Genomic DNA, 24,216 nt, shown 5'->3' on the forward strand with positions numbered 1-24,216 from the left:
ACACCGCGGACTCAACCGTCGGTACCGAAGTCGTACTCGCGGCGGAGCGTCCCGTCCTCTGCGGTGATGCCGATGATCGTCGCACTGGCCTCCGCGACGTCGCGATCCGTATGGAAGAGCAGAACGCGGCCATCGCGTGTGGAGACCGCGTAGTGGTAGAGACCCGCCGCCACGATGCGCACGGCCGTCCCCTCCGGGAATGCGGCGACCGCATCTGTCACGGGGTCCCCCGCACCCACGCCCCCGGCGCGGGGAAGCACAGCGCCGTCGACCGATGCCTCGCCGTACAGCGAGATGTCTCCGGCCCGGATGGTGGCGACGACGGTGCCCTCCTCCTTCGGTGCGATCGCGAGGCGTGCGTTCCCGTCCGGGCCGATCAGCTCCCACTCCCCGACGCCTTCATCGGGTTCCACGACTTCGGCGCCCGGGGCGGCTGCGACGACCGTCTCGATCTCTTCGCCGAGTCGCAGCGGGCCGACGCCGTCGAACCCGATCTCCCACGTGTTCCAGGGTGCTCTCGCATCGACCTCGACCACTTCCCGTTCCACGGGAGGATTCCCGGTGAGCTCGTCGACCAGCTGCTCGGAAGCCTGCTCGGCACGATCCGCCAGCATCTGGGCTGCCGCCGCGGCGTCGATCTCGGAATCGCCTTCGAATGGATGCCAGAACTCGACCAGCACGTTCCCCACGGACGCGACCCCGTAGTACGAGCGGTACTGCTCCTCGGGCCCATACGCGAGTACGAGCGTGCCGGCGATCGCCCGTACGCCGTCTCCCTCGTCGATGGCGCTGTGGGCGTACGACGAGGGTTGCTCGTTGAGGGTGAAGTCGGAGCACTGTTCCGCTGCCGACGCATAGTCGTCCATGCGGTTCTGGGCCTGCGCCTCATCGGCGAACTGGAGGACGAGGAAGGTCCCCTCGCGGTTGTCGCCCGACGTTCCCGGCCACGTGACCGTGCGCGCTCCGATCGATCCCAGCGACGCTTCGGTGAGGAAGACGACGCAGACCTCCGGCGCCAGTTCCGCTCCGAATCCGTCCGAGATCTGTACGAGCGACGCGGAAGGCTCGGCGATGTCCGCGGCACCGGGGACCGTGGCGGAGATTTCGGCTGCGCTCGGCAGGAACCAGTCCAGCTCCGCGCCGACGAAGTGCAGCGGTCCGGCATACGGCTCCGGTGCGGGAGTCTCGGGCGCGGGGGTAGCTGTGGCCGTCGGCGTCGGTTCCGCCGCCGGTGCGCATCCGGAGAGGGCGAGAAGTACGGCCGCGGCGGTGGCGCCGAGCGTGGTCTTCGAGAGAGCACGCGATCGCTTCATGAGAACCTCCGTGAGATCGTGCGTATGCCGTCGAGCATGGCGGATGCCGCCGCGCGTGCTTCCGCGGCCGTTCCGGCCGCCAGCGCGACCTCGGCCGCACGCCGACAGGTCGCGTGGTCGACCTCCACGAGCGCGGCCGCCACTCGCCCCAGCGACCGCGACGTCATCGAGAGCGACGTCGCACCGAGGCCGACCAGCACCGGCGCGAGCGCCGGGTCACCACCGGCTTCTCCGCACACGCCGACCTGCTTGCCCGCAGCTCTGCCCGCCTCGCCGACCGCGCCGATGAGCCTGAGCACCGCCGGTTGCCACGGATCGTTCAGGTCGCCGAGTTCGCTCACGAGCCGGTCAGCGGCCAAGGTGTACTGGGCCAGGTCATTGGTACCCAGGCTGACGAAGTCCACGATCTCGAAGAGCTCCGCGGCCAAGAGCGCCGCGGATGGCGTCTCGATCATGATCCCGACGCGCGCCAAGCCCGCCGCGCGGCACCGTTCTGCGAAGTCGCGCGCCTCGTCGACCGTCGACACCATCGGCGCCATGACCTCGACCTGCGCCGCTTCGGCGTCCGCCGCGAGCGCGAGAGCACGCAACTGGTCGTCGAGCAGCTGCGGCGATCGGCGGGCGATGCGGAGTCCGCGAACACCGAGTGCGGGATTGTCCTCATGATCGGCATTCGCGAAAGGCAGTGGTTTGTCGCTTCCCGCGTCAAGGGTCCGCACCACGACCTTCCGTCCGGAGAACGCCGCGAGCACTCCGCGGTAGGCGGCGACCTGCTCGTCGACCCGTGGTGCGTCGACCCGGTCGAGGAAGCAGAACTCGGTGCGGAAGAGTCCGATCCCCTCGGCGCCGGCGGCGGCGGCCGCCTCGGCATCCGCCGCTCCTCCGACGTTCGCGAGGAGCGGCACACGGTGTCCGTCGGCCAACGTGCCCGTGCCATGGAAGGAGACGACGATCGCGGCGGCTCGCGCGGCGGCGATCCGGTCCTCAGGCGGATCGACATCGACCGTGCCGCGGTCGCCGTCCACGAGCACCACCGCGCCCTCGACCACTCCTGCGGCGCCGGTCACGCCGACGACCGCCGGGAGGCCCAGGGATCGCGCGATGATCGCGGTGTGCGAGGTCGGTCCGCCCTGTTCTGTGACGAGGCCCACGCACTTCCCGCCTTTCAGCGAAGCGGTGTCGGCCGGGGAGAGATCCGCGGCGATCAGCACGAACGGCTCCGCACGCTCGGGCACCCCGGGCATGTCGATCCCGAGGATCTCGGCGATGATCCGATCCCGCACATCGCGGATGTCGGCCGCACGCTCGGCCATCCGTCCACCCAGGGCCCTCAGCCCGTTCTCGTGCACAGCCGCCGCTTCCCACACGGCCCGAGCAGAACTCCGCCCCTTCGCCTGCACGAGAGCGCTCGCGTCGGCGACGAGCTCCGGGTCGGAGGCCAGCAGGCGCGAGGCATCGAGGATCGCCCTCGCCTCTCCCGCGGCCCGGGCGGTGCGGGAGCGCAGCTGATCGGCGACGGCCACCGCCGCCCACTCGATGGCGGACACCTCGTCGGCACGGTCTCCTGGTGCGATCACCGTCGTCGCGTCCGGTTCTGGCAGCGGCGGCGCGAGATGCACGACGGGCGCGGCGACCATTCCCGCGCTGACTCCGCGGCCGCGGAGGACGGTGCCCGAGGTGATCTCGGCCGGTGTCTGGACTCTGCTTGCCGGCCTCTCGGGGGCCGACGTGGCCCGCCGGGGCACGTCCTGCGGTGCGGCGGTGTCAGTGCCCTCACCGAATCCGTCGGCGAACAGCGCAGCGACGCGGTCCAGCGCGGCTTCGGCATCCGCACCCCGCGCGCTCAGCTCCAGCTCCTCTCCCTGCCGCGCCCCGAGGATGAGCAGTCGGGAGAGGCTGGCGGCAGAAGCGTCTGGTCCGTCGGGGAGGCGCCGCAACCGCAGCTCCGCTCCCGCAGAAGCCTCGGCGATCAGCGCCGCCGGGCGAGCGTGGATGCCGAGCGGATTGCGCACCAGCACACGGCGAGTGAGAGCCTCGACCTCGTCGTGCGCGGCGTCGGCGAGGACGACCTCGGATGCCCCCGGCGGCAGTTCTTCACCCAGCTGCCCCGTCTTCGCGCCGAGCGCCGCGCCGGCCTCCGCAGAGACCTCGTCGAGTGATCCGCCCGCAGCCGCCGAGACCACCGCGGCGAGAAGCCCCTCCACGAACGGTGCCGGAGCGAGCTTCACCGGGACATCGCTCATGCGCAGTTCGAGCGCGAGCTCCGCGCTGAGCACGGCCGACCCCAGGTCCATCAGCACGAGGACGCCGTCGCAGTCGGCAGCGAGCTCGTCGATGGCGGTCGCGACGGCGACGGCATCGGTCCCGAGAATCGGCGTCCCCTCGGCATCGGTTCCCGCGCCGGCGGCGAGGTGCACCCGCACTCCACCGCCCTGCACCATCTGCAGGGCAAGCTCCAGCGCCGCCTCCCCAAGTCGTGCACTGTGGGAGACGGCGACGATCCCGATCATCAGGAGTTGCCAGAGATCGCCGCGGCGAGTGTCTCGAACAGGAGCGCCGTCGACGCGGCGCCGGGGTCGAGGTGTCCGGCGCTGCGCTCCCCGAGGTAGCTCGCGCGTCCCTTGCGGGCGACGAGCGGTTCTGTCGCATCGCGTCCCGCAGTGGCGGCATCCGCAGCCTTCCGCGAGGCGCTGGTCAGGTCGTCGCCCTCGGCGATCGCGGCGTCGAGCGCATCTACCGCGGGTGCCATCGCGTCGAACATGGTCTTGTCCCCGGACTCGGCCTTGCCGCGCGCGACGATCCCCTCGAGGCCGGCGCGCAGAGCCGCCGCGAGGCTTGCGGCGTCGAGCTCGGACCGCGCTCCTGCGGTCATTCCCATCCGCAGGAAGAACGTGCCGTAGAGCGGGCCGCTCGCCCCGCCCACCGAACTGACGAGGGTCATGCCGACCGACTTGAGCAGTTCATCGGCGGTGGCCGGAGCCCCCGCGGCGAGCTTCTCAGCCACAGCCGACATCCCCCGCGCCATGTTGGCGCCGTGGTCGGCATCGCCGATCGCCGAGTCCAGCTCGGTGAGCCACTCGCGCTTCTCGGTCACCGCCTCCCGGAAGCGGGTAATCCAGTCGACGAGAACGGAGGTGTCCATCGTCGTCATCACGCGCCCCAACGCAGACCGGGCGTGTTCACGGGCGCATCCCAGAGCCGCAGCAGCTCATCGTCAACCTTCAGCACGGTGACCGAGCAGCCCGCCATGTCGAGCGACGTGATGTAGTTGCCGACGAGGTTCCGTGCGATCTGCACGCCGGCCGTCTCGAGCAGAGCAGCGACCTCGGCGTACATCAGATACAGCTCGATCTGCGGCGTCGCCCCCATGCCGTTCACCATCACGATCGCGGGGCCGCTGAAGTCGAGGTCGGCGAGGATCGGCTCGACCAGCTGCCGCGCGATATCGGATGCCGGAGCCAGCGGCTCGCGGTGCCGACCGGGTTCGCCGTGGATGCCGATGCCGATCTCCATCTGGTCGTCCGGCAGGTCGAACGTCGGCTTGCCCGCGGCGGGCACGGTGCAGCTGGTGAGGGCCATGCCCATCGACCGTCCCTGCCCGTTGATCCGCTTCGCGAGCTCGACGACCGAGGCGAGGTCCTGCCCCTCCTCGGCTGCTGCGCCCACGAGCTTCTCGAGCAGCACCGTCAGCCCCACGCCACGGCGCCCGGCCGTGTAGAGCGAGTCCTGCACCGCGACATCGTCATCGACGACGACAGTGCCGACCTCGATGCCGTCCATCTCGGCGAGCTCGGCGGCCATCTCGAAGTTCAGCACGTCGCCGGTGTAGTTCTTGACGATGTGCAGCACGCCGGCGCCGCGATCGACGGCCTTGGTCGCCGCCTGCACGCGATCGGGGGTCGGAGAGGTGAAGACCTGTCCGGCGACGGCGGCGTCGAGCATGCCGGTGCCGACGAACCCGCCGTGGAGCGGCTCGTGGCCCGATCCGCCGCCCGAGACGACGGCGACCTTCCCCTGCTCCTTCTGGGTCGCGCGCGTGATGACGTGCGTCTCGAGGTCGACCGACAGCTCGGGATGAGCGAGAGCGACGCCCTTCAGGGATTCGACGAGAACGTCTTCCGGGGCGTTGATGAGCTTCTTCATCGTTCGATCTCCTTTGATCCTTGACCCTCCGCGACCGCATACGCGACGGCCCGAAAGGGATTCGTCACTGTCGAACATCCTCGGACCGGCTCGGGTTGTCAAGGTCGATTCAACAGATGTGGTCGAAGCGCCGATCCGAGGGGCCTATCCGCGCAATCCGAGGGCGAGAGGGAGCACGTCGGTGGCACCCGCGCGGCGCAGCACCCGTGCGGCGATGGTCACGGTCCAGCGGCTGTCCACCAGATCGTCAACCAGCAGCACCGGCCCCGCAGGAACGTCGAGGTGCTGTGCGCTGAAACGGTCCCAGAGGCCGGCGAGGCGGAAGACGCTGTTGCCGCCGGGCTGCCCGGTCGGTCCGCCGTTCACCGGCTCGAGCGCGCCGAGATACGGCAGGCGTCCGACCTCGGCGACCCCGCGGGCAAGCGAATCGACCAGCAGCGGGCGCGACCGCGACGGCATCGCGACGACCGCCACCGGCCGCTCCGCCCATCCCCATCCGGCGAGCACGCGGACGCATGCCTGGAGCAGCTGCGGCGTCACGACGGCGTCCGCCGCGCCCTCCGAGAACAACTCACGCAGGGTGTTCCCCCACCCGAGGTCGGTCAGACGCGCGAGCGCCCGGCCCTCTGCAGCCTGCTCGTCGGCGGCGATGCGACCCTTGACCGGCACGCTCAGCCGATCGGCTCCGGTCGGCCAGGCGCGCCGCGGCTCGATGGGAACACCGACCCGGTCGAGCGATTCTGAGGCCTGGGTGCTCGCTGCCGCTCCGATCTCCCGCGGAAACCATCCGCCCGCGCAGTTGTCGCATCTCCCGCAGGGCGCCGCGGTGTCGTCGTCGAGGGATCGCTGCAGGAACTCCATGCGGCATCCGTCGGTCTGCTCGTACTCGATCATGTGCTGCTGCTCGGCGAGACGCTCCGCGGCGATCCGCTCGTATCGCTCGGCGTCGTAGGTCCACGGCTCCCCCGTCGCGACCCACCCGCCCTGCACCCGCCGCACGGCGCCGTCGACGTCGAGCACCTTGAGCAGCAACTCCAGGGGCGTGCGACGGATGTCGACCATCGCCTCCAGTGCCGGTGTCGAGATCGGAGCCTGGCCGAGCGCTCCGATCACCCGTTCCGCGCGTTCTCTGTCGGGCATCGACGCCGTGGCGAAATAGTGCCAGATGTCACGGTCCTCGACTCCGGGCAGCAGCAGCACATCGGCGCTCTCGCTGGCGCGACCGGCACGACCGACCTGCTGGTAGTAGGCCACCGGCGACGACGGCGCGCCGAGATGCAGGACGAACCCGAGATCGGGCTTGTCGAACCCCATGCCCAGGGCACTCGTCGCGATGAGCGCCTTGACCTCGTTGCGCTTCAGCATCCCCTCGGATTCCGCGCGTTCATCGGTGTCGGTCTGTCCGGTGTATGCGCGCACATCGTGTCCGTGATCGCGCAGCAGCCGAGCGGTGTCGACCGCCGCGGCGACGGTGAGCGTGTAGATGATGCCGGAACCTGGGAGATCGTCGAGATGGCTCAGCAACCATGCGAGGCGGCTGGCCGAATCGCGCAGCCGCAGCACCCCCATGCGCAGCGAGGTACGGGCGAGGGGGCCACGGATCGTGAGCACCGGCTCGGCGTCGGTCGTGCCCGCATCAGCCTGGAGAGTGCCCAGCTGCTCGGCGACGTCGGCCACCACGCGACTGTTCGCGGTCGCGGTGGTCGCGAGCACCGGCACGTCAGTGGGCATCTGCGCGATGAGGTCACGCAGCCGTCGATAGTCAGGACGGAAGTCGTGGCCCCAGTCGCTGACGCAGTGCGCCTCGTCGACGACCAGCATGCCGATGCGACGGACGAGTGCCGGCAGCTGCTGCTCTCGGAAAGCCGGATTGTTGAGCCGCTCGGGCGAGACCAGCAGCACGTCGACCTCATCGCGGTCGAGCTGCGCGAGCACGTCGGACCACTCGTGCGCGTTCGTGGAGTTGATCGCGACCGCCCGCACCCCGGCGCGCTCGGCGGCCGCGATCTGGTCGCGCATGAGCGCCAGCAGCGGCGACACGAGCACGGTCGGCCCTGCACCCTGCCGTCTCAGCAGCAACGTCGCGACGAAGTACACCGCCGACTTGCCCCATCCGGTGCGCTGCACCACGAGTGCACGACGACGCCCTTCGACCAGCGCCTCGATGGCCTCGTACTGCCCGTCGTGGAAGTCGGCATCGGGTCGGCCGACGAGTTCGCGCAGTGCAGCCAGCGCGGCCTCGCGAGTGTCGGTGGAAGCTGCGAAGGTCATGCCCCCACTCTGCCCCACACCACGGACACGACGTCCCGGGCATCCACAGGTTCACCGACCCCGGGAGTCGTGCCGTCGTCTAGCGTGAGGAGATGATCACCCGTGAACTCGCCGTCGCTCTGCGCACAGCCGGCTTGGGCTGGCACCCTGCGGAGGGCGACCGCTTCCAGTTGGACCTTCCGAACGACGTGGAGCTCGAGGCGGAAGCCGACGTCTTCACCGTCAGCGAGATGACGATCGAGGCCCGCCAGACTCCGAGCGGCACCGATCTGGCCTTCAACGGCACGACCGAATGGGCGCTCGACGCGGTCACTCTCGCTGACGCCGTCTGGCTGCCGCGCGAGGATCAGCTGCGTGACCTCCTTCGCGGCACCTTCCGTTCTCTGGTGCGTCTCGACGACACCTTCCGGGTGGAGGTGGAGATCGCCGGCGCCGCGCTCTCGTACGAGCATCCGGATCCCGCGGAGGCGTATGGCCGCGCCCTCCTGGAGCTGATCTCCCGCTCGCGCTGACGCGGAGCCCGATCGTCGCATACAGGACGCGCCTGTCAGCGGGATTGCAGTCCGTCGAGCGTGACGCGCAGGATGTCTTCACCGAGCTCGGTCGGGTCGACTGCGCCGCCGGGACGGTACCACTCCGCCACCGAGTTGATCATTCCGAAGAGGAGCCTGGTCGCGACCGACGCCGAGATGTCGGCCCGGATGAGGCCCTCCCGCTGCGCCTCCCGGACGATCTCCGTCACGCGCTGGTCGAAGACCCGGCGGCGGTCGAGGGCCGCAAGCTCGACCGCGCTGTTGCCGCGCACTCGAAGCAGCAGCGTGACCGACGGAAGCTTGGCGGTGAGCACGCGCACCGCCCCCCGCACGATCGATCGCACGCGTTCGGATGCCCCTGTGTGCGCGGCCTCCGCCTCGTCGACGACGGTCTCGAGCGCATCGAGAGCATCGTCGAGGGCCAGCGCCAGGATGGCCGACTTCGACTCGAAGTGGTGGTAGAGCGCCGATTTCGTGAGTCCCAGCTTCGTCGCGAGATCGGCGATCGATGTGGCGTCGTAGCCCTGCTCATTGAACACGGTGACGGCGACGGTCAGCACCTGGTCGCGGTCGTACCCGGGTCGCCCGCGGCGGGCGGGGCGCTGCGGGTCGTCGTGTTCAGCCATGACCCCAGTCTGGCATCGCCCGCGCTCCGCGCAGGGTTGCCAACCACGGCGTGATCTGCGATCATTCCTGAACGATCGGTCTGCAAATAGCCGCCAGTGTGGGCGGACGAAAGGATGACGATGTCCGACGCATACCTCGTCGCGGGCACCCGCACCCCTGTGGGGCGTTACGGCGGCGTTCTCGCCGGCATCCGGCCCGACGACCTCGCCGCCCTCGTCGTGGCCGATGCTGTCGATCGCGCCGGCATCCCCGGCGACGCCGTGGACGAGGTGATCCTCGGCGCCGCCAATCAAGCGGGCGAGGACAATCGGAACGTCGCGCGCATGGCCGTGCTGCTCGCCGGGCTCCCCGACACGGTTCCCGGGTTGACGGTCAACCGCCTCTGCGCGTCCGGCATGTCGGCGATCGCCCTCGCCGCCAATGCGGTGCGCGCCGGAGATGCCGACCTCCTCGTCGCGGGTGGTGTCGAATCGATGACCCGCGCGCCCTGGGTGCAGGCCAAACCGGAGCGCGCGTGGGCGAAGCCCGGAGTCGCATTCGACACCTCGATCGGCTGGCGCTTCGTGAATCCGCGCATGGCCGCCCGCGACAAGGCCACCTTCTCGATGCCCGAGACCGCGGAAGAAGTCGCACGCCTCGATGGCATCACCAGGGAGGACGCCGATGCGTTCGCGCTGCGGAGCCACCACCGAGCGCTCGCCGCGATCGATGCCGGACGTTTCCAGGCTGAGATCGTGGCAGTGGAGACCGCCCGAGGACTGATCGACACGGATGAGGGACCGCGGCGCGAGACCTCGCTCGAGGCACTGTCGGGTCTGCGTCCCGTCGTCGCCGGCGGCCGGGTGGTGACAGCCGGCAACTCGAGCTCCTTGAACGACGGCGCCTCCGCGGTCATCGTCGCGAGCGCAGAAGCGGTCGAGCGCCATGGACTGCGACCGCTCGCCCGCATCGTCGCCTCCGCCACCGCCGCACTCGCCCCCGAGATCATGGGACTCGGTCCCGTGCCGGCGACGGAGAAGGCGCTGGCCAAGGCCGGCCTGAAAATCGGCGACATCGGCGCGGTCGAGTTGAATGAGGCTTTCGCGTCGCAGTCCCTCGCCAGCATCCGCCGCCTGGGACTCGATCCCGAGATCGTGAACGCCGACGGCGGGGCGATCGCCCTCGGACATCCACTCGGATCCAGCGGCTCGCGCTTGATCGTGACGTTGCTCGGACGACTGGCGCGCGAGGGCGCCCGGTACGGACTGGCCACCATGTGCGTGGGCGTCGGCCAGGGCGCGGCGATGATCGTGGAGCGCGTCGATGGCTGACGCCGTGCGCATCGAAGAGCGCGACGACCGGATCGTCGCGACGCTCGACCGTCCAGAAGTCCGCAACGCGATCGACCAGGCGATGGTCGACGAGCTGCACCTGCTGTGCGAGCGATTGGAACGCTCCCCGCGTGTGCTGATCCTGCACGGCGCGGGAGGCGTGTTCGCCTCCGGTGCCGACATCGCACAGCTGCGCGATCGCACCTCGGTCGATGCACGTCAGAGCATCAACGCGACCGTGTTCGACCGCATCCGTCGACTGCCGATGCCGGTGATCGCCGCCGTGGACGGCTATGCGCTCGGCGGGGGCGCCGAGCTCGCCTACGCGGCCGACATCCGCATCGGCACCGACCGTGTGCGCTTCGGCAACCCCGAGACCGGACTCGGCATCATCGCCGCGGCCGGGGCGACATGGCGACTGCCCGAGATCGTGGGCCACGCCCGTGCGACCGAGCTCCTGCTCACGGGCCGCGTGATCGGCGCCGCGGAGGCACTGACGTGGGGATTGCTCTCCGCTGTGCACTCCCCCGAAGACCTGTTGCCCGCCGCACACGCGCTCGCCGACCGCATCGCGGCGAACAGCGCGCGGGCCACGGAGCTCACGAAACGGATGCTGCTCACGCCGCCCGCCGAACATCTCCCGCTCATCGGCGACGTGCAGGCGGAGCTGTTCGACAGCGACGACAAGCACCGGCGAATGACCGCATTCCTGGAGAGGAAGAAGAGCCGATGAATCTGCCCGAAAAAGTCGGCGTACTGGGCGGCGGCCGCATGGGTGCCGGGATCGCACACGCGTTCCTGCTCGCCGGCGCGCGCGTGCACGTCGCGGAACGGGATCAGAGCGCAGCCGAAGCGGCACGCCGGCGGATCGAGACGGCCCTCGAACGGTCTGTGGCACGCGGCGGGCTCGAGCTCTCGCTCGACGAGCTCGCCGCAGCTCTCACGGTAGGGACGACGGTGGACGGCTTCGCCGACGCGGGTCTGGTCGTCGAGGCCGTGCCCGAGGACCGTACGCTCAAGTCCGAGGCACTCGCACGTATCGAGGCTGTGATCTCCCGCGACGCGGTGCTGGCCACGAACACCTCCTCGATCGCGATCACCAGCCTCGCCGAGGAGCTGCGCCACCCCGAACGCTTCCTCGGCATGCACTTCTTCAACCCCGTGCCCTCCTCGGCGCTGATCGAGGTCGTGATCGGCGCGCAGACCTCACCCGCCCTGGTCGCCACGCTGCGCGGCTGGGTGGGAGCGCTCGGCAAGACCCCCGTCGTCGTTCGGGACTCGCCCGGGTTCGCCTCCAGCCGTCTGGGCGTGATGCTCGCGCTCGAGGCCATCCGCATGCTCGAGGAAGGCGTCGCCTCGGCCGCCGACATCGATGCGGCGATGGAGCTCGGCTACCGGCATCCGACCGGTCCGCTGCGCACGACTGACCTGGTCGGGCTCGACGTGCGCCTCGGCATCGCGGAGGAACTGGAGCGCGCCTTCGGCGAGCGCTTCGCCCCGCCGGCGCTGCTGCGCCGAATGGTGGAAGACGGACATCTCGGCCGCAAGAGCGGCCGTGGATTCTACGAGTGGAGTGACGAGAGATGACTGCTGCGATCCTGCCCAGCTACGTGCGCGATGCCTGGTGGGCTCCGGACGAAGACCCTGACGCCGCCGTCGTGCGCGACGCATCGACCGGCGAGACGGTGGCCCACATCAGCACCCGCGGCCTGGACGTCGCGGCTGTCCTGGAGCATTCGCGCACCATCGGGCAACGAACGCTCGGCGAGTTGACGTTCCACCAGCGAGCGGTCTTGCTGAAGCAGTTCGCGATCGAACTGACGGCGCGCAAGGAGGAACTCTACGAGCTCTCCGCGCGGAGCGGTTCGACGCGACGCGACTCGCTCAGCGACATCGACGGCGGCATCGGTGTGCTCTTCACGTACTCGTCGAAGGGCAGGCGCGAGATGCCCAACTCCCAGGTGTACCTCGATGGGGCGATCGAGCCCCTCTCCAAGGACGGCTCGTTCCTCGGCAGGCACATATACACGCGGATGCGCGGTGCGGCCCTGCAGATCAACGCTTTCAACTTCCCGATGTGGGGAGCTCTGGAGAAATTCGCTCCCGCCTTCCTCGCCGGGGTGCCGTCAATCGTCAAACCCGCGACGCCCACCGCCTATGTGGCCGAGGCCTGGGTGCGCGTGCTGGTCGACTCGGGGCTGCTGCCCGCAGGCTCGCTGCAACTGATCAGCGGCGGCGTCCAGGATCTGCTCGGCCGACTCGGGCTCGGCGACACGGTGGGGTTCACCGGGAGCGCGTCAACCGCGGCCCGGCTGCGCGCCCAGGTCGATCACGACGTGCGCTTCACGAGTGAGACCGACTCGATCAATGCCTCTGTGCTCGCGCCCGATGCCGTCGTCGGCACGCCCGAATTCGATGCGTATGTGCGCCAGCTCATGGTCGAGCTCACCACGAAGGCCGGTCAGAAGTGCACCGCGATCCGACGTGCGATCGTGCCGGTCGCGGCGCGTGACGACGTCGTGGCCGCCCTTCAGGCGAGCATCACCTCGCGCGTCGTGATCGGCGACCCGCGGGCCGAGGGCGTCACCCTCGGGCCGCTCGTCTCGGTCGGCCAGCGCGACGAGGTGCTGCAGCAGGTCGGCCTGCTCCAGGATGCCGGTGGCACGCTGCTGATCGGATCGACGGAGCATCCCGACGTAACACGAGGCGACGGCACAGTGGGCGCCGCCGCGGACGGCGCCTTCCTCTCACCCCTCGTGATCGGGTTCGACGGCACGGCCCCCGACGCGGCCCACGAGATCGAAGCCTTCGGACCCGTGGCGAGCATGCTCACCTACCGCACACTCACCGAGGCAGCAGAGCTGGTGGGACGCGGCGGCGGCTCGCTCGTGACGAGCGTGGCGACGCACGATCCCCAGACGGCGGCGGAGCTGATCACCCGCATCGGCGCGTTCAACGGCCGCGTGCTGTTCCTCGACCGCGACGATGCGCGGAGCTCGACCGGTCACGGCTCTCCCGTGCCGCATCTGGTGCACGGTGGCCCTGGCCGCGCTGGGGGCGGCGAGGAACTGGGCGGAATCCGAGCCGTGCTGCACTACATGCAACGCACCGCGATCCAGGGCTCGCCCCGTATGCTCACCGCCATCACGGGTGTCTGGCATGCCGGTGCCGATGCCGATGCCACGGGCACTCACCCGTTCCGCAAATCACTCGCCGAACTGCGGATCGGCGACCGGGTCGAGTCAGCCGAGCGCGAGGTGACGCTCGCCGACATCGAGACGTTCGCCCACTTCACCGGCGACCTCTTCTACGCCCACATGAACGAGGAGGCGGCCGCAGCCAATCCCTTCTTCCCGGGCCGGGTGGCACACGGCTACCTGCTGGTGTCGTGGGCGGCGGGGCTGTTCGTCGACCCCGAACCCGGTCCGGTCCTCGCCAACTCGGGACTCGAGAACCTCCGGTTCGTCACCCCCGTCTCCCCGGGTGACCGCATCCGCGTGACTTTGACCGCCAAGCAGATCACGCCGCGCGAGACCGACGAGTACGGCGAGGTGCGCTGGGACGCCCTGATTCGCAACGAACGGGATGAGGTCGTGGCCGAGTACGACGTGCTGACGCTGGTCGCCAAGGAGCTGGCGCCGGTAGACGGGAATCCGGCGGTCGAGGCCGCATGATGCGCCCGATGATGCGACGCGACCGCGCATCGGCGATGCTCGGCATGACCGTCGAGAAGGACGAGCCCGGCGACGCGATCGTCTCCATGACAGTGCGCGACGACATGCTCAACGGCTATGCGATCACCCACGGCGGGCTGGTGTTCTCGCTGGCCGATACCGCCTTCGCGATCGCCTGCAACGAAGACGAGCGGGTGACCGTGGCGGCCGGAGCCGACATCGTGTTCCTGAAGTCCACCACCGCGGGTGCGCGGCTCACCGCCCACGCGCGCCGACGTGCCCTGGCGGGCAGAGCGGGCGTCTACGACATCGCGGTCACGGACGACGATGGTGACGTGGTCGCCGAGGTCCGCGGCCGATCGCTCACCACCGATCGCCGCCCACCGGAATGAAGGAGTCACGATGACGACGCTCGAAACGCCGACCGGTGCCGACGAATCCGTGCTGCACTCGCGCCCGCAGCTCGCGGCGCTCCAGCTGCAGCGCTTGCAGTGGACGGTCCATCACGCGTACGAGAACGTGCCGCACTACCGCCGCCGCTTCACCGAGCACGGCGTCGTGCCCGGCGACATCCGCACGCTGGACGACATCCGCCTGCTGCCGTTCACCACGAAAGCCGACCTGCGCGAGACCTACCCGTTCGGCATGGTGGCGGTGCCGATGGAGCAGGTGCGTCGCGTGCACGCGTCGTCCGGCACGACCGGGCGCCCGACCGTGGTCGCGTACACCGAGCGGGACCTCGACCGCTGGGCGGATCTCGTCGCGCGGTCGCTTCGTGCTGCCGGCATCCGTCCCGGGATGCGCGTGCACAACGCGTACGGGTACGGACTCTTCACCGGTGGCCTCGGTGCACACGCCGGGATCGAAAGGCTGGGCGCGACCGTGATCCCCATGTCGGGCGGTCAGACGGCGCGGCAGGCGCAGATGATCAGGGACTTCGAACCCGATGCGATCCTGTGCACGCCGAGCTACCTCCTCACCATCGCCGACGCCCTCGAGGAGGCGGGCATCGACCCGCGATCGACCTCGTTGCGCATCGCCGTGCTCGGGGCCGAGCCGTGGACGAACGAGATGCGGCGCGAGATCGAGAGGCGGATGAACCTCGACGCGGTCGACATCTACGGTCTCAGCGAGGTGATGGGCCCGGGGGTGGCGAGCGAGAGCGTCCTGACCAAAGACGGCCCGCACGTGTGGGAGGACCATTTTCTTCCCGAGACGATCGACGCGGAATCGGGCGCCCCCGTGGCCGACGGCGAGCTCGGTGAGCTCGTGTTCACCTCGCTCACCAAGGAGGCCTTCCCCGTGATCCGCTATCGCACGCGGGATCTGACGCGCCTGCTCCCGGGGACCACGTTCCCGGCCGCACGGCGGATCGAGAAGATCACCGGGCGCAATGACGACATGATCATCCTGCGGGGGGTGAACCTGTTTCCCACCCAGATCGAGGAGCTCGTGATGGGGATCGAGACCCTGACCCCGCACTTCGTTCTGGAGCTCCGACGCGAGGGGCGTCTCGATTCGCTGACAGTGCGCATCGAGCGGCATCCCCAGCTGGATCGGGACGTCTGCGAGGCGGCCGCCACCGTGCTCCGGCAGCGGATCAAGGTGCATGTCGGCACGACCGTCGAGGTGCTTCTGGAGGAACCGGGCACCCTGCCTCGCAGCGAGGGCAAGTACAAGCGGGTGTACGACCTCCGAGACTGATGGTCGAGCGACGTGTTGAGTCTTCTGTGGAATCGCGGTACCATAACTGAACGATCGTTCTGTAAAGGAGTCGATGATGACCAGCCCCGCGGACCTCTCCCTGGTCCCGACCGAGATCTCCGACGAGGAGCGCCTCTTCGACGAGCTCATCGCGAACGAGCAGCGCATCGAACCCCGTGACTGGATGCCCGAGGCGTATCGCAAGACGCTCATCCGGCAGATCTCGCAGCACGCGCACTCCGAGATCATCGGCATGCAGCCCGAGGGCAACTGGATCACGCGTGCGCCGAGCCTCAAGCGCAAGGCGATCCTGATGGCGAAGGTGCAGGACGAGGCGGGCCACGGCCTCTACCTCTACTCGGCCGCGCAGACCCTGGGCATCACCCGCGACGAGATGATGGCCCAGCTCATCAGCGGCAAGGCCAAGTACTCGTCGATCTTCAACTACCCCACCCCGACCTGGGCCGACATGGGCGCCATCGGCTGGTTGGTCGACGGCGCCGCTATCGTCAATCAGGTGCCGCTGTGCCGTGCGTCGTACGGCCCGTACGGTCGCGCGATGGTGCGGGTGTGCAAGGAGGAGTCGTTCCACCAGCGCCAGGGCTTCGAGATCCTGCTGTCCCTGATGCAGGGCTCCGACGAGCAGCGGCAGATGGCGCAGGATGCGGTGAACCGCTGGTACTGGCCGAGCCTGGCGATGTTCGGCCCGCCCGACGAGCAGTCGCCGAACTCGGCGCAGTCGATGAAGTGGAAGATCAAGCGGTTCTCGAACGATGATCTGCGTCAGCGCTTCGTCGGGATGCTGGTGCCGCAGGCCGAGATCCTGGGCGTCACCCTGCCCGACCCCGAGCTGCGCCTCGATGAGTCGACCGGAGAGTACGTCATCGGCGAGATCGACTGGGACGAGTTCTTCGAGGTGGTGCGCGGCAACGGCCCGTGCAACGCGGAACGCCTCGAGCGTCGTCGCACCGCGCACGACGAGGGCGCGTGGGTGCGCGAGGCGGCCGCCGAGTACGCCCGGAAGAAGGCCACGAAGATGAAGGCCGTGGCCTGATGGCCTCCCCAGGTGCCGACGAGCGCGAGCCGTGGCCGCTCTGGGAGGTCTTCGTCCGCGCGAACCGCGGACTGAGCCACGTGCACGTGGGCTCGCTGCACGCGCCGGATGCCGACATGGCGATCCGCAACGCCCGTGACCTCTACACGCGGCGCGGCGAGGGCGTCTCGATCTGGGCTGTGCCGGCCGACGCGATCACCACGAGCGACCCCGACGCGAAGGGCGCCTACTTCGAGAGCCCGGCCGGCAAGAACTACCGGCACGCCGTGTACTACACCGCGTCCGAGGGGGTGCCGCACCTGTGACCCGCACCCACGACGAACTCGACATCCACGGCGACGTCTCCGTCGACGCGCTCCGGCTGAGTGATGAGCTCGCGGGCGGCAGCGCCGTCGCGGCATCAGCAGACGTCGCGGAGTACGCGCTCCGGCTCGGCGACGACGCACTGATCCTCTCCCAGCAGCTCGGCGAATGGATCTCCCGCGCCCCCGAGCTCGAAGAAGACGTCGCCCTCGGCAACATCGCCCTCGACCTGCTCGGGCACGCCCGCTCGTTCCTGCGTTACGCCGGCTCCTACGACGGCCGCAGCGAAGACGATCTCGCGTTCTTCCGCGATGAGCCGGAGTTCCGCAGCGCCTGGATCGTCGAGCAGCCGAACGGCGACTTCGCGCAGACCATCGCCCGGCAGTTCGTCGTGTCGGCGTACATGTTCGAGCTCTACTCCGCACTGCGCGCGAGCACCGACGAGACCTTTTCAGCGATCGCCGAGAAGTCGCTCAAAGAGGTCGACTACCACCGCGATCACGCCGTGCAGTGGATGCTGCGCCTGGCGGGCGGCACCGAGGAGTCGCGCGAGCGGATCATCCGGGCGAACCGCGACGTCTGGCCGTACGTCGACGAGCTGTTCCGCGACGATGAGCTGATCGAGCGTATGGGTGACGCGGCCGCGCGGCCCTCGGGCCTGCGCGATGCATTCGACAGTGTCGTCGACACGGTGTTCACCGAGGCAGAGCTGTCGGTGCCCTCCGTGGTCGCCTCCTCCGCCGGCGGGCGACACGGAAAGCATGCGACTCCCCTCGGCCATATCCTCGCCGAGATGCAGGTGCTCGCGCGACGGCATCCGGGGGCATCATGGTGACGCGCACCTCCCGGTCGTTGAGCGAGGACACCGGAGGCGACCGAGACGAAACGCGCGCCTGGCGAATCGCGGCTTCCGTGCCCGATCCCGAGATTCCCGTTCTCACGATCGAAGACCTCGGCGTGCTCCGCGCTGTCGAGATCGACGGCGACACCGTGCACGTCGACATCACGCCCACCTACAGCGGGTGCCCGGCGATGGACACGATCCGCGACGACGTGATCCTGTCGTTGACCGCGGCGGGGTTCGGCGAGGTCGAGGTGCGTCTCGTGCTCTCCCCCGCGTGGACCACCGACTGGATGTCGGATGCCGGCAAGCAGAAGCTCCAGGACTACGGCATCGCCCCGCCCTCCGGCCGTGCAGCCGTGTCGACCGGCCCGATACGCCTGGCGATCAGCGTGCGGTGCCCTCGGTGCGGCTCGCTCGATACGCGCGAGACCTCCCGGTTCGGCTCGACCTCCTGCAAGTCGCTGTTCGAGTGCCGGGCCTGTCTCGAGCCGTTCGACCACTTCAAGGTGCACTGATGTCGCTGTTCACATCTCCGCGAGCCGCAGCCGCGGCATCCGTCCCACCGCGTCGTGCCGCCGGAGAGCGAACACGGGCGCGTTTCCACACGCTCACCGTCGAAGACGTGCGCCCACTCACCGACGACGCTGTCGAGGTGACCTTCACAGTGCCGGCAGCACTCGCCCACGACTACGACCACCTGCCCGGGCAATACGTCGCGCTGCGCGCCACGCTCGACGGCGTCGAGGTGCGCCGGTCGTACTCGCTGTGCCGCGCCCCCGAACACCGCGAGGACGGACGCGACACCCGGCTGAGCGTGGCGGTGAAGCGCGACGAGGGCGGACTGTTCTCGACCTGGGCGCAGACCGCGCTCCAGCCCGGCTTCGAGATCGACGTGATGAGTCCGCAGGGCACGTTCACGTCGGGTCTCGACGACCTCGATCATCGCCATGTCGTCGGGATCGCCGCGGGCTCGGGCATCACGCCCCTGATGGCTCTCGCGCACACCGTGCTGACTCGATCCGACACCGCTCGGTTCACACTGCTGTACACGAATCGCTCCTCGCTCGACGTGATGTTCCTCGAGGACCTCGCCGACCTGAAGGACCGCTACCCGACGCGGCTGACGCTGCATCACGTGCTCTCCCGCGAGCAGCGCACGGCACCGGTGCTCTCGGGGCGGCTCGACGACGACAAGCTGCAGACGATCCTCGGCACGCTGATCCGTCCCGACGACGTCGACGAGTGGTTCCTGTGCGGTCCGCTCGCCCTCGTCGACCTGTGCCGCGAAGCGCTGGCGCGCGTCGGCGTCGACCGCTCGCGCATCCGGTTCGAACTCTTCACCACGGGTGAGGAGCCGGTGCGTGCGGCCCGCCCGGTGCAGGTGCGCGCCGATGAGAAGACGGTGCGGATCGAAGTGACGCTCGACGGCGTCTCATCGAGCGTCGACAGTCCGGTCGCGGCCCACGAGTCCGTGCTGAACGCGGCGCTGCGCGTGCGCCCCGACGCGCCGTTCGCGTGCGCGGGCGGTGTGTGCGGAACGTGCCGTGCGCGCGTGATCGAGGGCAGCGTGACGATGACCGAGAACTATGCGCTCGAGCCCGACGAGCTCGAGCGCGGCTACGTGCTCACCTGCCAGTCCCATCCCACCAGCGACCGTGTGGTCGTCGACTACGACGTGTGAGAGGAGACCCGATGATCGATCTCTCCATCGCCGACGACGTCGCGACCGTCGTGCTGAATGCCCCCGCGAAGCGGAACGCCCTCGACGAGCGGGCCCTTCGCGACCTCGGCGCGGCCTACGCCGAGGCCGAGACCGCGGGCGTCCGCGCGCTCGTGCTGCGCGGAGAGGGCAAGGCCTTCTGCGCCGGCCGCGACATCTCAGACGTCGATCCGCGCGACGATGATGTGATCGGCTACCTGGGTGGACTCGTCACCCCGCTGCTGCAGCGCATGTCGCGGTTCCCCGCTCCCACCTTCGCGGTCGCGCACGGCGCGTGCCTCGGCGTGGGGCTCGGTCTGCTGATCGCGACGGATGTGGTCTACGTCGCCGAGTCGGCGAAGATCGGCTCGCCCTTCGCGGCCCTCGGCGCGACTCTCGACTCCGGCGGGCATGCGCTGTTCCTCGACCGTCTGGGTGCGCACCGGACCCTCGACCTCATCTACACCGGTCGGCTGATGACGGGCACCGAGGCCGTGGCATCGGGGTTGTTCTCCCGAGCGTTCCCGGACGATCAGGTACTGGCCGCGACGACGGATGCCGCGACCGCCGCCGCTCGCGGAGCCACGCGCGCATTCGTGGCGAGTAAGCAGCTCGTCGCCCGCGTCCGCGATGAGCGTCTGGCGCTGTGGGAGTCGATCGACGTCGAGAACGCCGCGCAAGCCGCCCTGTGCGACACCGACGACTACCACGAGGGCTTCGCCGCCTTCCAGGAGAAGCGCCCGCCGGTGTTCCGCGGGGCCTGACGCGTCGTCCCGCAACCCCATCGGCGATGTCGGTGGCAGGTGCGAGAATTCGAGGATGCTGCTCTCAGAGCTCGTCGCCACGACCCACGAGGTCACCGCCACCTCCTCGCGCCTCGCGAAGATCGACGCGCTCGCGCGGCTGCTGCGCACCGCCGACGAGAGCGAGATCACCACCCTCGTCGGCCTGCTGCTCGCCGCGCCGCGACAGGGGCGACTGGGCGTGGGGTGGCGCAGTCTCGGCACGCTCGAGGTCGCGCACGCCGACGCCTCCACCCTCACCGTCGCCGATGTCGACGCCTCTCTCGCCGCGCTGTCGGAGACCTCGGGATCGGGGTCCGCCGCAGCGCGCACCGGCGTGCTGGGCGCCCTGGCGACGCGGTCGACGGCGGCGGAGTGGGACTTCCTGACCCGGGCGATGCTGGGCGAATTGCGCACCGGCGCACTGTCGGGCGTGCTGCTCGACGCCATCGCCCGCGCCTCTGACCAGCCCGTCGCCGTGGTCCGCCGGGCGGCGATGCTGTCGGGTGATCTCGGCGAGACCGCACGCATCGCCCTGACCGGGTCCGTCGACGACCTCGAGGCGGTGGGGCTCGCGGTCGGACGCCCCGTCCTCCCGATGCTGGCCTCCACCGCCACCACGCCCTCGGCCGCACTCGCCGAGACGGGCCAGGCGTCGGTGGAGTTCAAGCTCGACGGCGCCCGCATCCAGGTGCACCGTCGCGGCGACGAGGTCGGCGTGTACACCCGCAGCCTCGCCGACATCACGCACCGCGTACCCGAGATCGTCGAGATCGTGCGGGCGCTGCCCGCCGACGACCTGATCCTCGACGGCGAGACGCTCTCACTCGATGAAGACGGCGGACCCCGCCCGTTCCAGGAGACCATGTCGCGCTTCGGGGCCGACACCGCCCGCGAGCTCGCTCTGCGCCCCTGGTTCTTCGACATCCTGCACGTCGACGGTCGCGATCTGATCGATGAGCCGCTGTCGGTCCGGCTCGCCGAACTCGAGCGCGTGGCGGGCGAGTGGCGCATGCCGGGCATCATCACTGATGACGCCGACGAGGCCGAACAGCTGTCGCGCGATGCCCTCACCGCGGGACACGAGGGCGTCGTCGCGAAGGCGATCGACTCCCCCTACACCGCCGGCCGCCGCGGGAAGTCGTGGATCAAGGTCAAGCCCGTGCTCACCTTCGACCTCGTCGTGCTGGGCGCGGAGTGGGGGTCGGGCCGCCGACAGGGCTGGCTGTCGAACCTGCACCTGGGTGCGGCGGATCCCACCGGCGAGTTCGGCGACGCCGGCGGCTTCGTGATGGTCGGCAAGACCTTCAAGGGCCTCACCGACGAGCTGCTGCGCTGGCAGACCGAGACATTCCCCGAGTTCGAGACGCGGCGCACGCAGAGCACGGTGTTCCTGCGACCCGAGATCGTGGTCGAGATCGCCATCGACGGCGTGCAGAAGTCACCGCGCTATCCCGGCGGACTCGCCCTGCGCTTCGCCCGGGTGAAGGGCTATCGCCCCGACAAGACCCCGGCAGACGCCGACACCATCCAGTCGCTGCGCGCGCTGCTGCGCAGCTGACCGCTGCGATCCGTCCGCCGCGCGGAACCGCCCGTCGGGACCTGCGCGCTCAGGCCGACGGCGCCAGCCCGAGGTCCTCTTCGCGCACGGTGCCCTGGAACGACCACGGGAAGTTGATCCACAGATCGGTGTCCTTCCAGGCGTAGTCGGGCTGGATGATCGTCGAGGGCTTCGTGTAGATCGTCACCGAGCGCACCTCGGCCCCCTTCTCCTGCAGCAGCTGTACGGCCAGCGCGAGCGTGCGACCGGAGTCGGCGACGTCATCGACGAGCAGCACGCGACGCCCGTCGAGATACGCCATGTCGAGCTCCGGCGGCAGCACCTCGGGCGCATCGAGCACGGTCCCGATACCCGTGTAGAACTCGACGTTGATCGCGCCGCAGTTCTTCGCGCCGAGACCGTACGCGATCGCTCCCGCCGGCAGCAGTCCGCCGCGTGCGATCGCGACGACGACCTCGGGCTGGAAGCCGCTGTCGAGGATCGTGCGTGCCAGGTCGCGGGTCGCCGCGCCGAATCCGTCCCAGGTGAGCGTCTCGCGCTCGTTCGATGCATCAGTCACCGGCTCATTCTCGCGCATCCGGGGCGCGACCCGCCGGTACACTGAGATCGTCCGGCCGATTCCGCCCGGTGCCCGAAAAAGGGGCACGAAGCTCTCCGCATCGCAGCAGAGGCGAGACACATACGGGTCCTCTGGTTCTCCGTCCCTGTCTCGAAAGGCTTCTTCATGCCCACTGTCTCCGCGCACGTCGCGCTCACCCTCGCCCAGCACATCGACGCGGTCTTCGGCGTGATGGGCAACGGCAACGCCTACTTCCTCGACGCGATCGAGTCGCAGACCGACGCCGTCTTCACGGCGGTTCGGCACGAACAGGGGGCGGTCGTCGCCGCCGACGCGCACTTCCGCGCCTCCGGGCGCATCGCCGCCGGAACCTCGACATACGGCGCCGGTTTCACGAACACGCTGACCGCCCTCGCCGAGGCCGTGCAGGCGCATGTGCCGCTGGTGCTCGTGGTCGGCGACGAGCCGACATCGGGACCCCGCCCGTGGGACGTCGACCAGATCGCACTCGCCTCAGCCGTGGGCGCCCGCACGTATACCGTCGGTCGCACCGATGCCGCGGCCACCACCGTGATCGCGATCGAGCACGCTCTGACGTATCGGGTGCCGGTCGTGCTGGCGATCCCCTACGACGTCGCCGCGCTCGACGCCGGAGCCGTCACCGACGTGCCCGCGCCGCGCCTGCCGGTGCCGCTCGCACCGCGTGGCGAGTTCGCCGAGGGGATGCTCGACGAGATCGCCCATGCGCTGGCGCACGCCGAGCGTCCGTTCCTGCTCGCCGGGCGCGGAGCGTGGCTGTCCGGTGCGAGTGAGGTGCTCGGGCGACTCGCCGCCGCGACCGGCGCGGTGACCGCGTCGTCGGCTCTCGGCCGCGGGGTCTTCCCCGACACGCGCTACGACCTCGGCGTCACCGGCGGCTTCGGCGCGGACGGAGCCATGGAACTCGTGCGCACCGCCGACGTCGCGGTGGTGTTCGGCGCCTCGCTCAACCAATTCACGATGCGCTTCGGCGAGCTGTTCGCGCCCGGGACCCGGGTGTTCCAGATCGACATCGTGCCCGCCGCGACGCACGCGCACATCGGCGGGTTCGTGCGAGCCGATGCCCGTCTCGCAGCCGATGAGCTGCTGACGCGGGTGTCGGCGGTACTGCCGGATGCCGCCCCCGCTCGCCCGTGGCGCGAGAGCGTCGACGTGATGGCCGCGCGCCAGTACGACGCGGGTGACGAGCTCGCCCACGACGGCCGCCTCGACCCGCGCTCGGCCGCGATCCGCATCGCCGAGCTGCTGCCCGAGGACCGGGTCGTGGTGTCCGACGGCGGGCACTTCATCGGCTGGGCGAACATGTACTGGCCCGTCGCCGCGCCTGATCGCATGATGATGATCGGCACCGCGTTCCAGTCGATCGGTCAGGGCTGGCCCAGCGTGGTGGGGGCGGCTCTCGCGCGGCGCGAATCCACGATCGTGCTGACGTCGGGCGACGGCGGAGGACTGATGGCGATCGCCGATCTCGAATCCGCGGTGCGTGCGGCGGGCGGGCGCGGCATGGCCGTGATCTGGAACGACGCCGCCTACGGTGCCGAGGTCAACCTGTACGGACTGAAGGGGCTCGCCCAGGGACCGATGCGCATTCCGGAGGTCGACTTCGCCGCGTTCGGTGCGGCGGTGGGCGCCGAGGGCGTGGTCGTGCGGACTCACGCCGACCTCGACCGGCTGGCGGAGTGGACCACCGAGGACGCCGCGACGCGCCCCTTCCTGCTGCTGGATCTGCGCATCTCGGGCGACGTGATCGCGCCGTATCAGCAGGAGATCATCCGAGTGAACTCCTGACCCCGACGGGTC

22 protein-coding genes and 1 pseudogene are annotated in these 24,216 nt (G+C 69.8%); 15 read left to right on the forward strand and 8 right to left on the reverse strand.

Annotated features, from left to right (window positions below; translation table 11 throughout):
- Positions 1-11: 11 nt before the first annotated feature.
- The 6 genes and pseudogenes from AC2D10_RS06045 to AC2D10_RS06070 form a co-directional block, all read right to left on the reverse strand.
- Positions 12-1,313 (reverse strand): hypothetical protein, encoded by a 1,302-nt coding sequence (locus AC2D10_RS06045; RefSeq protein ID WP_484711108.1) that lies wholly within the window; start codon positions 1,311-1,313, stop codon positions 12-14.
- Positions 1,310-2,995: a phosphoenolpyruvate--protein phosphotransferase gene (ptsP, locus tag AC2D10_RS06050; RefSeq protein WP_484711819.1), complete on the reverse strand. Its 1,686-nt coding sequence runs from the start codon at positions 2,993-2,995 to the stop codon at positions 1,310-1,312. Before ptsP ends, AC2D10_RS06045 begins: the two co-directional genes overlap by 4 nt.
- A gap of 117 nt (positions 2,996-3,112) precedes the next feature.
- Positions 3,113-3,823: pseudogene (locus tag AC2D10_RS06055) on the reverse strand (HPr family phosphocarrier protein); the annotation flags it as partial.
- Entirely contained in the window at positions 3,823-4,464 is a 642-nt protein-coding gene (gene dhaL, locus AC2D10_RS06060; RefSeq protein ID WP_484711109.1) for a dihydroxyacetone kinase subunit DhaL, read from the reverse strand. The gene dhaL and the pseudogene AC2D10_RS06055, both read right to left, overlap by 1 nt.
- Positions 4,464-5,456, reverse strand: a complete 993-nt coding sequence (gene dhaK / locus AC2D10_RS06065; RefSeq protein WP_484711110.1) for a dihydroxyacetone kinase subunit DhaK — start codon at positions 5,454-5,456, stop codon at positions 4,464-4,466. The genes dhaL and dhaK overlap by 1 nt, the downstream gene beginning before the upstream one ends.
- 144 nt (positions 5,457-5,600) lie before the next feature.
- Positions 5,601-7,727, reverse strand: coding sequence for a DEAD/DEAH box helicase (locus AC2D10_RS06070; RefSeq protein WP_484711111.1), 2,127 nt, complete (start codon positions 7,725-7,727; stop codon positions 5,601-5,603).
- A gap of 92 nt (positions 7,728-7,819) precedes the next feature.
- Here AC2D10_RS06070 and AC2D10_RS06075 point away from each other — a divergent pair, with 92 nt between their 5' ends.
- Complete coding sequence (locus AC2D10_RS06075) at positions 7,820-8,239, forward strand: pilus assembly protein CpaE (RefSeq protein WP_484711112.1); 420 nt, start codon at positions 7,820-7,822, stop codon at positions 8,237-8,239.
- A gap of 35 nt (positions 8,240-8,274) precedes the next feature.
- Here AC2D10_RS06075 and AC2D10_RS06080 read toward each other — a convergent pair whose 3' ends face one another.
- A complete protein-coding gene (locus AC2D10_RS06080; protein WP_484711113.1) occupies positions 8,275-8,886 on the reverse strand; it encodes a TetR/AcrR family transcriptional regulator in 612 nt (203 codons plus the stop codon).
- 120 nt (positions 8,887-9,006) lie between these two features.
- Between AC2D10_RS06080 and AC2D10_RS06085 the strand changes: the two genes are divergently transcribed.
- From AC2D10_RS06085 to AC2D10_RS06145, 13 genes are all read left to right on the forward strand, one after another.
- Entirely contained in the window at positions 9,007-10,197 is a 1,191-nt protein-coding gene (locus tag AC2D10_RS06085; protein WP_484711114.1) for a thiolase family protein, read from the forward strand.
- Positions 10,190-10,930, forward strand: a complete 741-nt coding sequence (locus AC2D10_RS06090; RefSeq protein WP_484711115.1) for an enoyl-CoA hydratase/isomerase family protein — start codon at positions 10,190-10,192, stop codon at positions 10,928-10,930. Before AC2D10_RS06085 ends, AC2D10_RS06090 begins: the two co-directional genes overlap by 8 nt.
- The gene (locus tag AC2D10_RS06095) at positions 10,927-11,784 is read left to right on the forward strand and encodes a 3-hydroxyacyl-CoA dehydrogenase family protein (protein ID WP_484711116.1); all 858 of its coding nucleotides are present in this window, start codon (positions 10,927-10,929) and stop codon (positions 11,782-11,784) included. Before AC2D10_RS06090 ends, AC2D10_RS06095 begins: the two co-directional genes overlap by 4 nt.
- Positions 11,781-13,871 (forward strand): phenylacetic acid degradation bifunctional protein PaaZ, encoded by a 2,091-nt coding sequence (gene paaZ / locus AC2D10_RS06100; RefSeq protein ID WP_484711117.1) that lies wholly within the window; start codon positions 11,781-11,783, stop codon positions 13,869-13,871. Before AC2D10_RS06095 ends, paaZ begins: the two co-directional genes overlap by 4 nt.
- Before the next feature lie 8 nt (positions 13,872-13,879).
- On the forward strand, positions 13,880-14,263 hold the full coding sequence (paaI, locus tag AC2D10_RS06105; RefSeq protein ID WP_484711118.1) for a hydroxyphenylacetyl-CoA thioesterase PaaI: 384 nt from the start codon (positions 13,880-13,882) through the stop codon (positions 14,261-14,263).
- A 10-nt stretch (positions 14,264-14,273) separates the two neighbouring features.
- Positions 14,274-15,575, forward strand: coding sequence for a phenylacetate--CoA ligase PaaK (paaK, locus tag AC2D10_RS06110; protein WP_484711119.1), 1,302 nt, complete (start codon positions 14,274-14,276; stop codon positions 15,573-15,575).
- Positions 15,576-15,651: 76 nt separating this feature from the next.
- Positions 15,652-16,629, forward strand: coding sequence for a 1,2-phenylacetyl-CoA epoxidase subunit PaaA (gene paaA / locus AC2D10_RS06115; RefSeq protein ID WP_484711120.1), 978 nt, complete (start codon positions 15,652-15,654; stop codon positions 16,627-16,629).
- The gene (gene paaB / locus AC2D10_RS06120; protein WP_484711121.1) at positions 16,629-16,934 is read left to right on the forward strand and encodes a 1,2-phenylacetyl-CoA epoxidase subunit PaaB; all 306 of its coding nucleotides are present in this window, start codon (positions 16,629-16,631) and stop codon (positions 16,932-16,934) included. Before paaA ends, paaB begins: the two co-directional genes overlap by 1 nt.
- Positions 16,931-17,767, forward strand: coding sequence for a 1,2-phenylacetyl-CoA epoxidase subunit PaaC (gene paaC, locus AC2D10_RS06125; RefSeq protein ID WP_484711123.1), 837 nt, complete (start codon positions 16,931-16,933; stop codon positions 17,765-17,767). The genes paaB and paaC overlap by 4 nt, the downstream gene beginning before the upstream one ends.
- Positions 17,761-18,291 (forward strand): 1,2-phenylacetyl-CoA epoxidase subunit PaaD, encoded by a 531-nt coding sequence (paaD, locus tag AC2D10_RS06130; RefSeq protein WP_484711124.1) that lies wholly within the window; start codon positions 17,761-17,763, stop codon positions 18,289-18,291. Before paaC ends, paaD begins: the two co-directional genes overlap by 7 nt.
- Positions 18,291-19,457 carry a 1,2-phenylacetyl-CoA epoxidase subunit PaaE gene (gene paaE, locus AC2D10_RS06135; RefSeq protein ID WP_484711125.1) on the forward strand — a complete coding sequence of 389 codons (1,167 nt, stop codon included), beginning with the start codon at positions 18,291-18,293 and terminating at the stop codon, positions 19,455-19,457. Before paaD ends, paaE begins: the two co-directional genes overlap by 1 nt.
- A gap of 11 nt (positions 19,458-19,468) precedes the next feature.
- Positions 19,469-20,239: an enoyl-CoA hydratase/isomerase family protein gene (locus AC2D10_RS06140; protein WP_484711126.1), complete on the forward strand. Its 771-nt coding sequence runs from the start codon at positions 19,469-19,471 to the stop codon at positions 20,237-20,239.
- A 55-nt stretch (positions 20,240-20,294) separates the two neighbouring features.
- Entirely contained in the window at positions 20,295-21,818 is a 1,524-nt protein-coding gene (locus AC2D10_RS06145; protein ID WP_484711127.1) for an ATP-dependent DNA ligase, read from the forward strand.
- 49 nt (positions 21,819-21,867) lie between these two features.
- Here AC2D10_RS06145 and AC2D10_RS06150 read toward each other — a convergent pair whose 3' ends face one another.
- Positions 21,868-22,377, reverse strand: a complete 510-nt coding sequence (locus AC2D10_RS06150; RefSeq protein WP_484711129.1) for a phosphoribosyltransferase — start codon at positions 22,375-22,377, stop codon at positions 21,868-21,870.
- Between the two features lie 165 nt (positions 22,378-22,542).
- Between AC2D10_RS06150 and AC2D10_RS06155 the strand changes: the two genes are divergently transcribed.
- Positions 22,543-24,204 carry a thiamine pyrophosphate-binding protein gene (locus AC2D10_RS06155; RefSeq protein WP_484711131.1) on the forward strand — a complete coding sequence of 554 codons (1,662 nt, stop codon included), beginning with the start codon at positions 22,543-22,545 and terminating at the stop codon, positions 24,202-24,204.
- Positions 24,205-24,216 lie beyond the last annotated feature (12 nt).

This window comes from Microbacterium sp. PI-SA-G, from assembly GCF_057215335.1.

Coding starts and splice junctions, on each gene's coding strand:
- paaD (WP_484711124.1), top strand. CDS start 17,761: ATGGTGACGCGCACCTCCCGGTCGTTGAGCGAGGACACCGGAGGCGAC.
- AC2D10_RS06045 (WP_484711108.1), bottom strand. CDS start 1,313: ATGAAGCGATCGCGTGCTCTCTCGAAGACCACGCTCGGCGCCACCGCC.
- AC2D10_RS06085 (WP_484711114.1), top strand. CDS start 9,007: ATGTCCGACGCATACCTCGTCGCGGGCACCCGCACCCCTGTGGGGCGT.
- AC2D10_RS06155 (WP_484711131.1), top strand. CDS start 22,543: ATGCCCACTGTCTCCGCGCACGTCGCGCTCACCCTCGCCCAGCACATC.
- AC2D10_RS06080 (WP_484711113.1), bottom strand. CDS start 8,886: ATGGCTGAACACGACGACCCGCAGCGCCCCGCCCGCCGCGGGCGACCC.
- AC2D10_RS06090 (WP_484711115.1), top strand. CDS start 10,190: ATGGCTGACGCCGTGCGCATCGAAGAGCGCGACGACCGGATCGTCGCG.
- AC2D10_RS06095 (WP_484711116.1), top strand. CDS start 10,927: ATGAATCTGCCCGAAAAAGTCGGCGTACTGGGCGGCGGCCGCATGGGT.
- paaB (WP_484711121.1), top strand. CDS start 16,629: ATGGCCTCCCCAGGTGCCGACGAGCGCGAGCCGTGGCCGCTCTGGGAG.
- AC2D10_RS06145 (WP_484711127.1), top strand. CDS start 20,295: ATGCTGCTCTCAGAGCTCGTCGCCACGACCCACGAGGTCACCGCCACC.
- dhaK (WP_484711110.1), bottom strand. CDS start 5,456: ATGAAGAAGCTCATCAACGCCCCGGAAGACGTTCTCGTCGAATCCCTG.
- AC2D10_RS06070 (WP_484711111.1), bottom strand. CDS start 7,727: ATGACCTTCGCAGCTTCCACCGACACTCGCGAGGCCGCGCTGGCTGCA.
- AC2D10_RS06140 (WP_484711126.1), top strand. CDS start 19,469: ATGATCGATCTCTCCATCGCCGACGACGTCGCGACCGTCGTGCTGAAT.
- paaZ (WP_484711117.1), top strand. CDS start 11,781: ATGACTGCTGCGATCCTGCCCAGCTACGTGCGCGATGCCTGGTGGGCT.
- paaE (WP_484711125.1), top strand. CDS start 18,291: ATGTCGCTGTTCACATCTCCGCGAGCCGCAGCCGCGGCATCCGTCCCA.
- paaA (WP_484711120.1), top strand. CDS start 15,652: ATGACCAGCCCCGCGGACCTCTCCCTGGTCCCGACCGAGATCTCCGAC.
- paaI (WP_484711118.1), top strand. CDS start 13,880: ATGATGCGACGCGACCGCGCATCGGCGATGCTCGGCATGACCGTCGAG.
- AC2D10_RS06075 (WP_484711112.1), top strand. CDS start 7,820: ATGATCACCCGTGAACTCGCCGTCGCTCTGCGCACAGCCGGCTTGGGC.
- paaK (WP_484711119.1), top strand. CDS start 14,274: ATGACGACGCTCGAAACGCCGACCGGTGCCGACGAATCCGTGCTGCAC.
- dhaL (WP_484711109.1), bottom strand. CDS start 4,464: ATGACGACGATGGACACCTCCGTTCTCGTCGACTGGATTACCCGCTTC.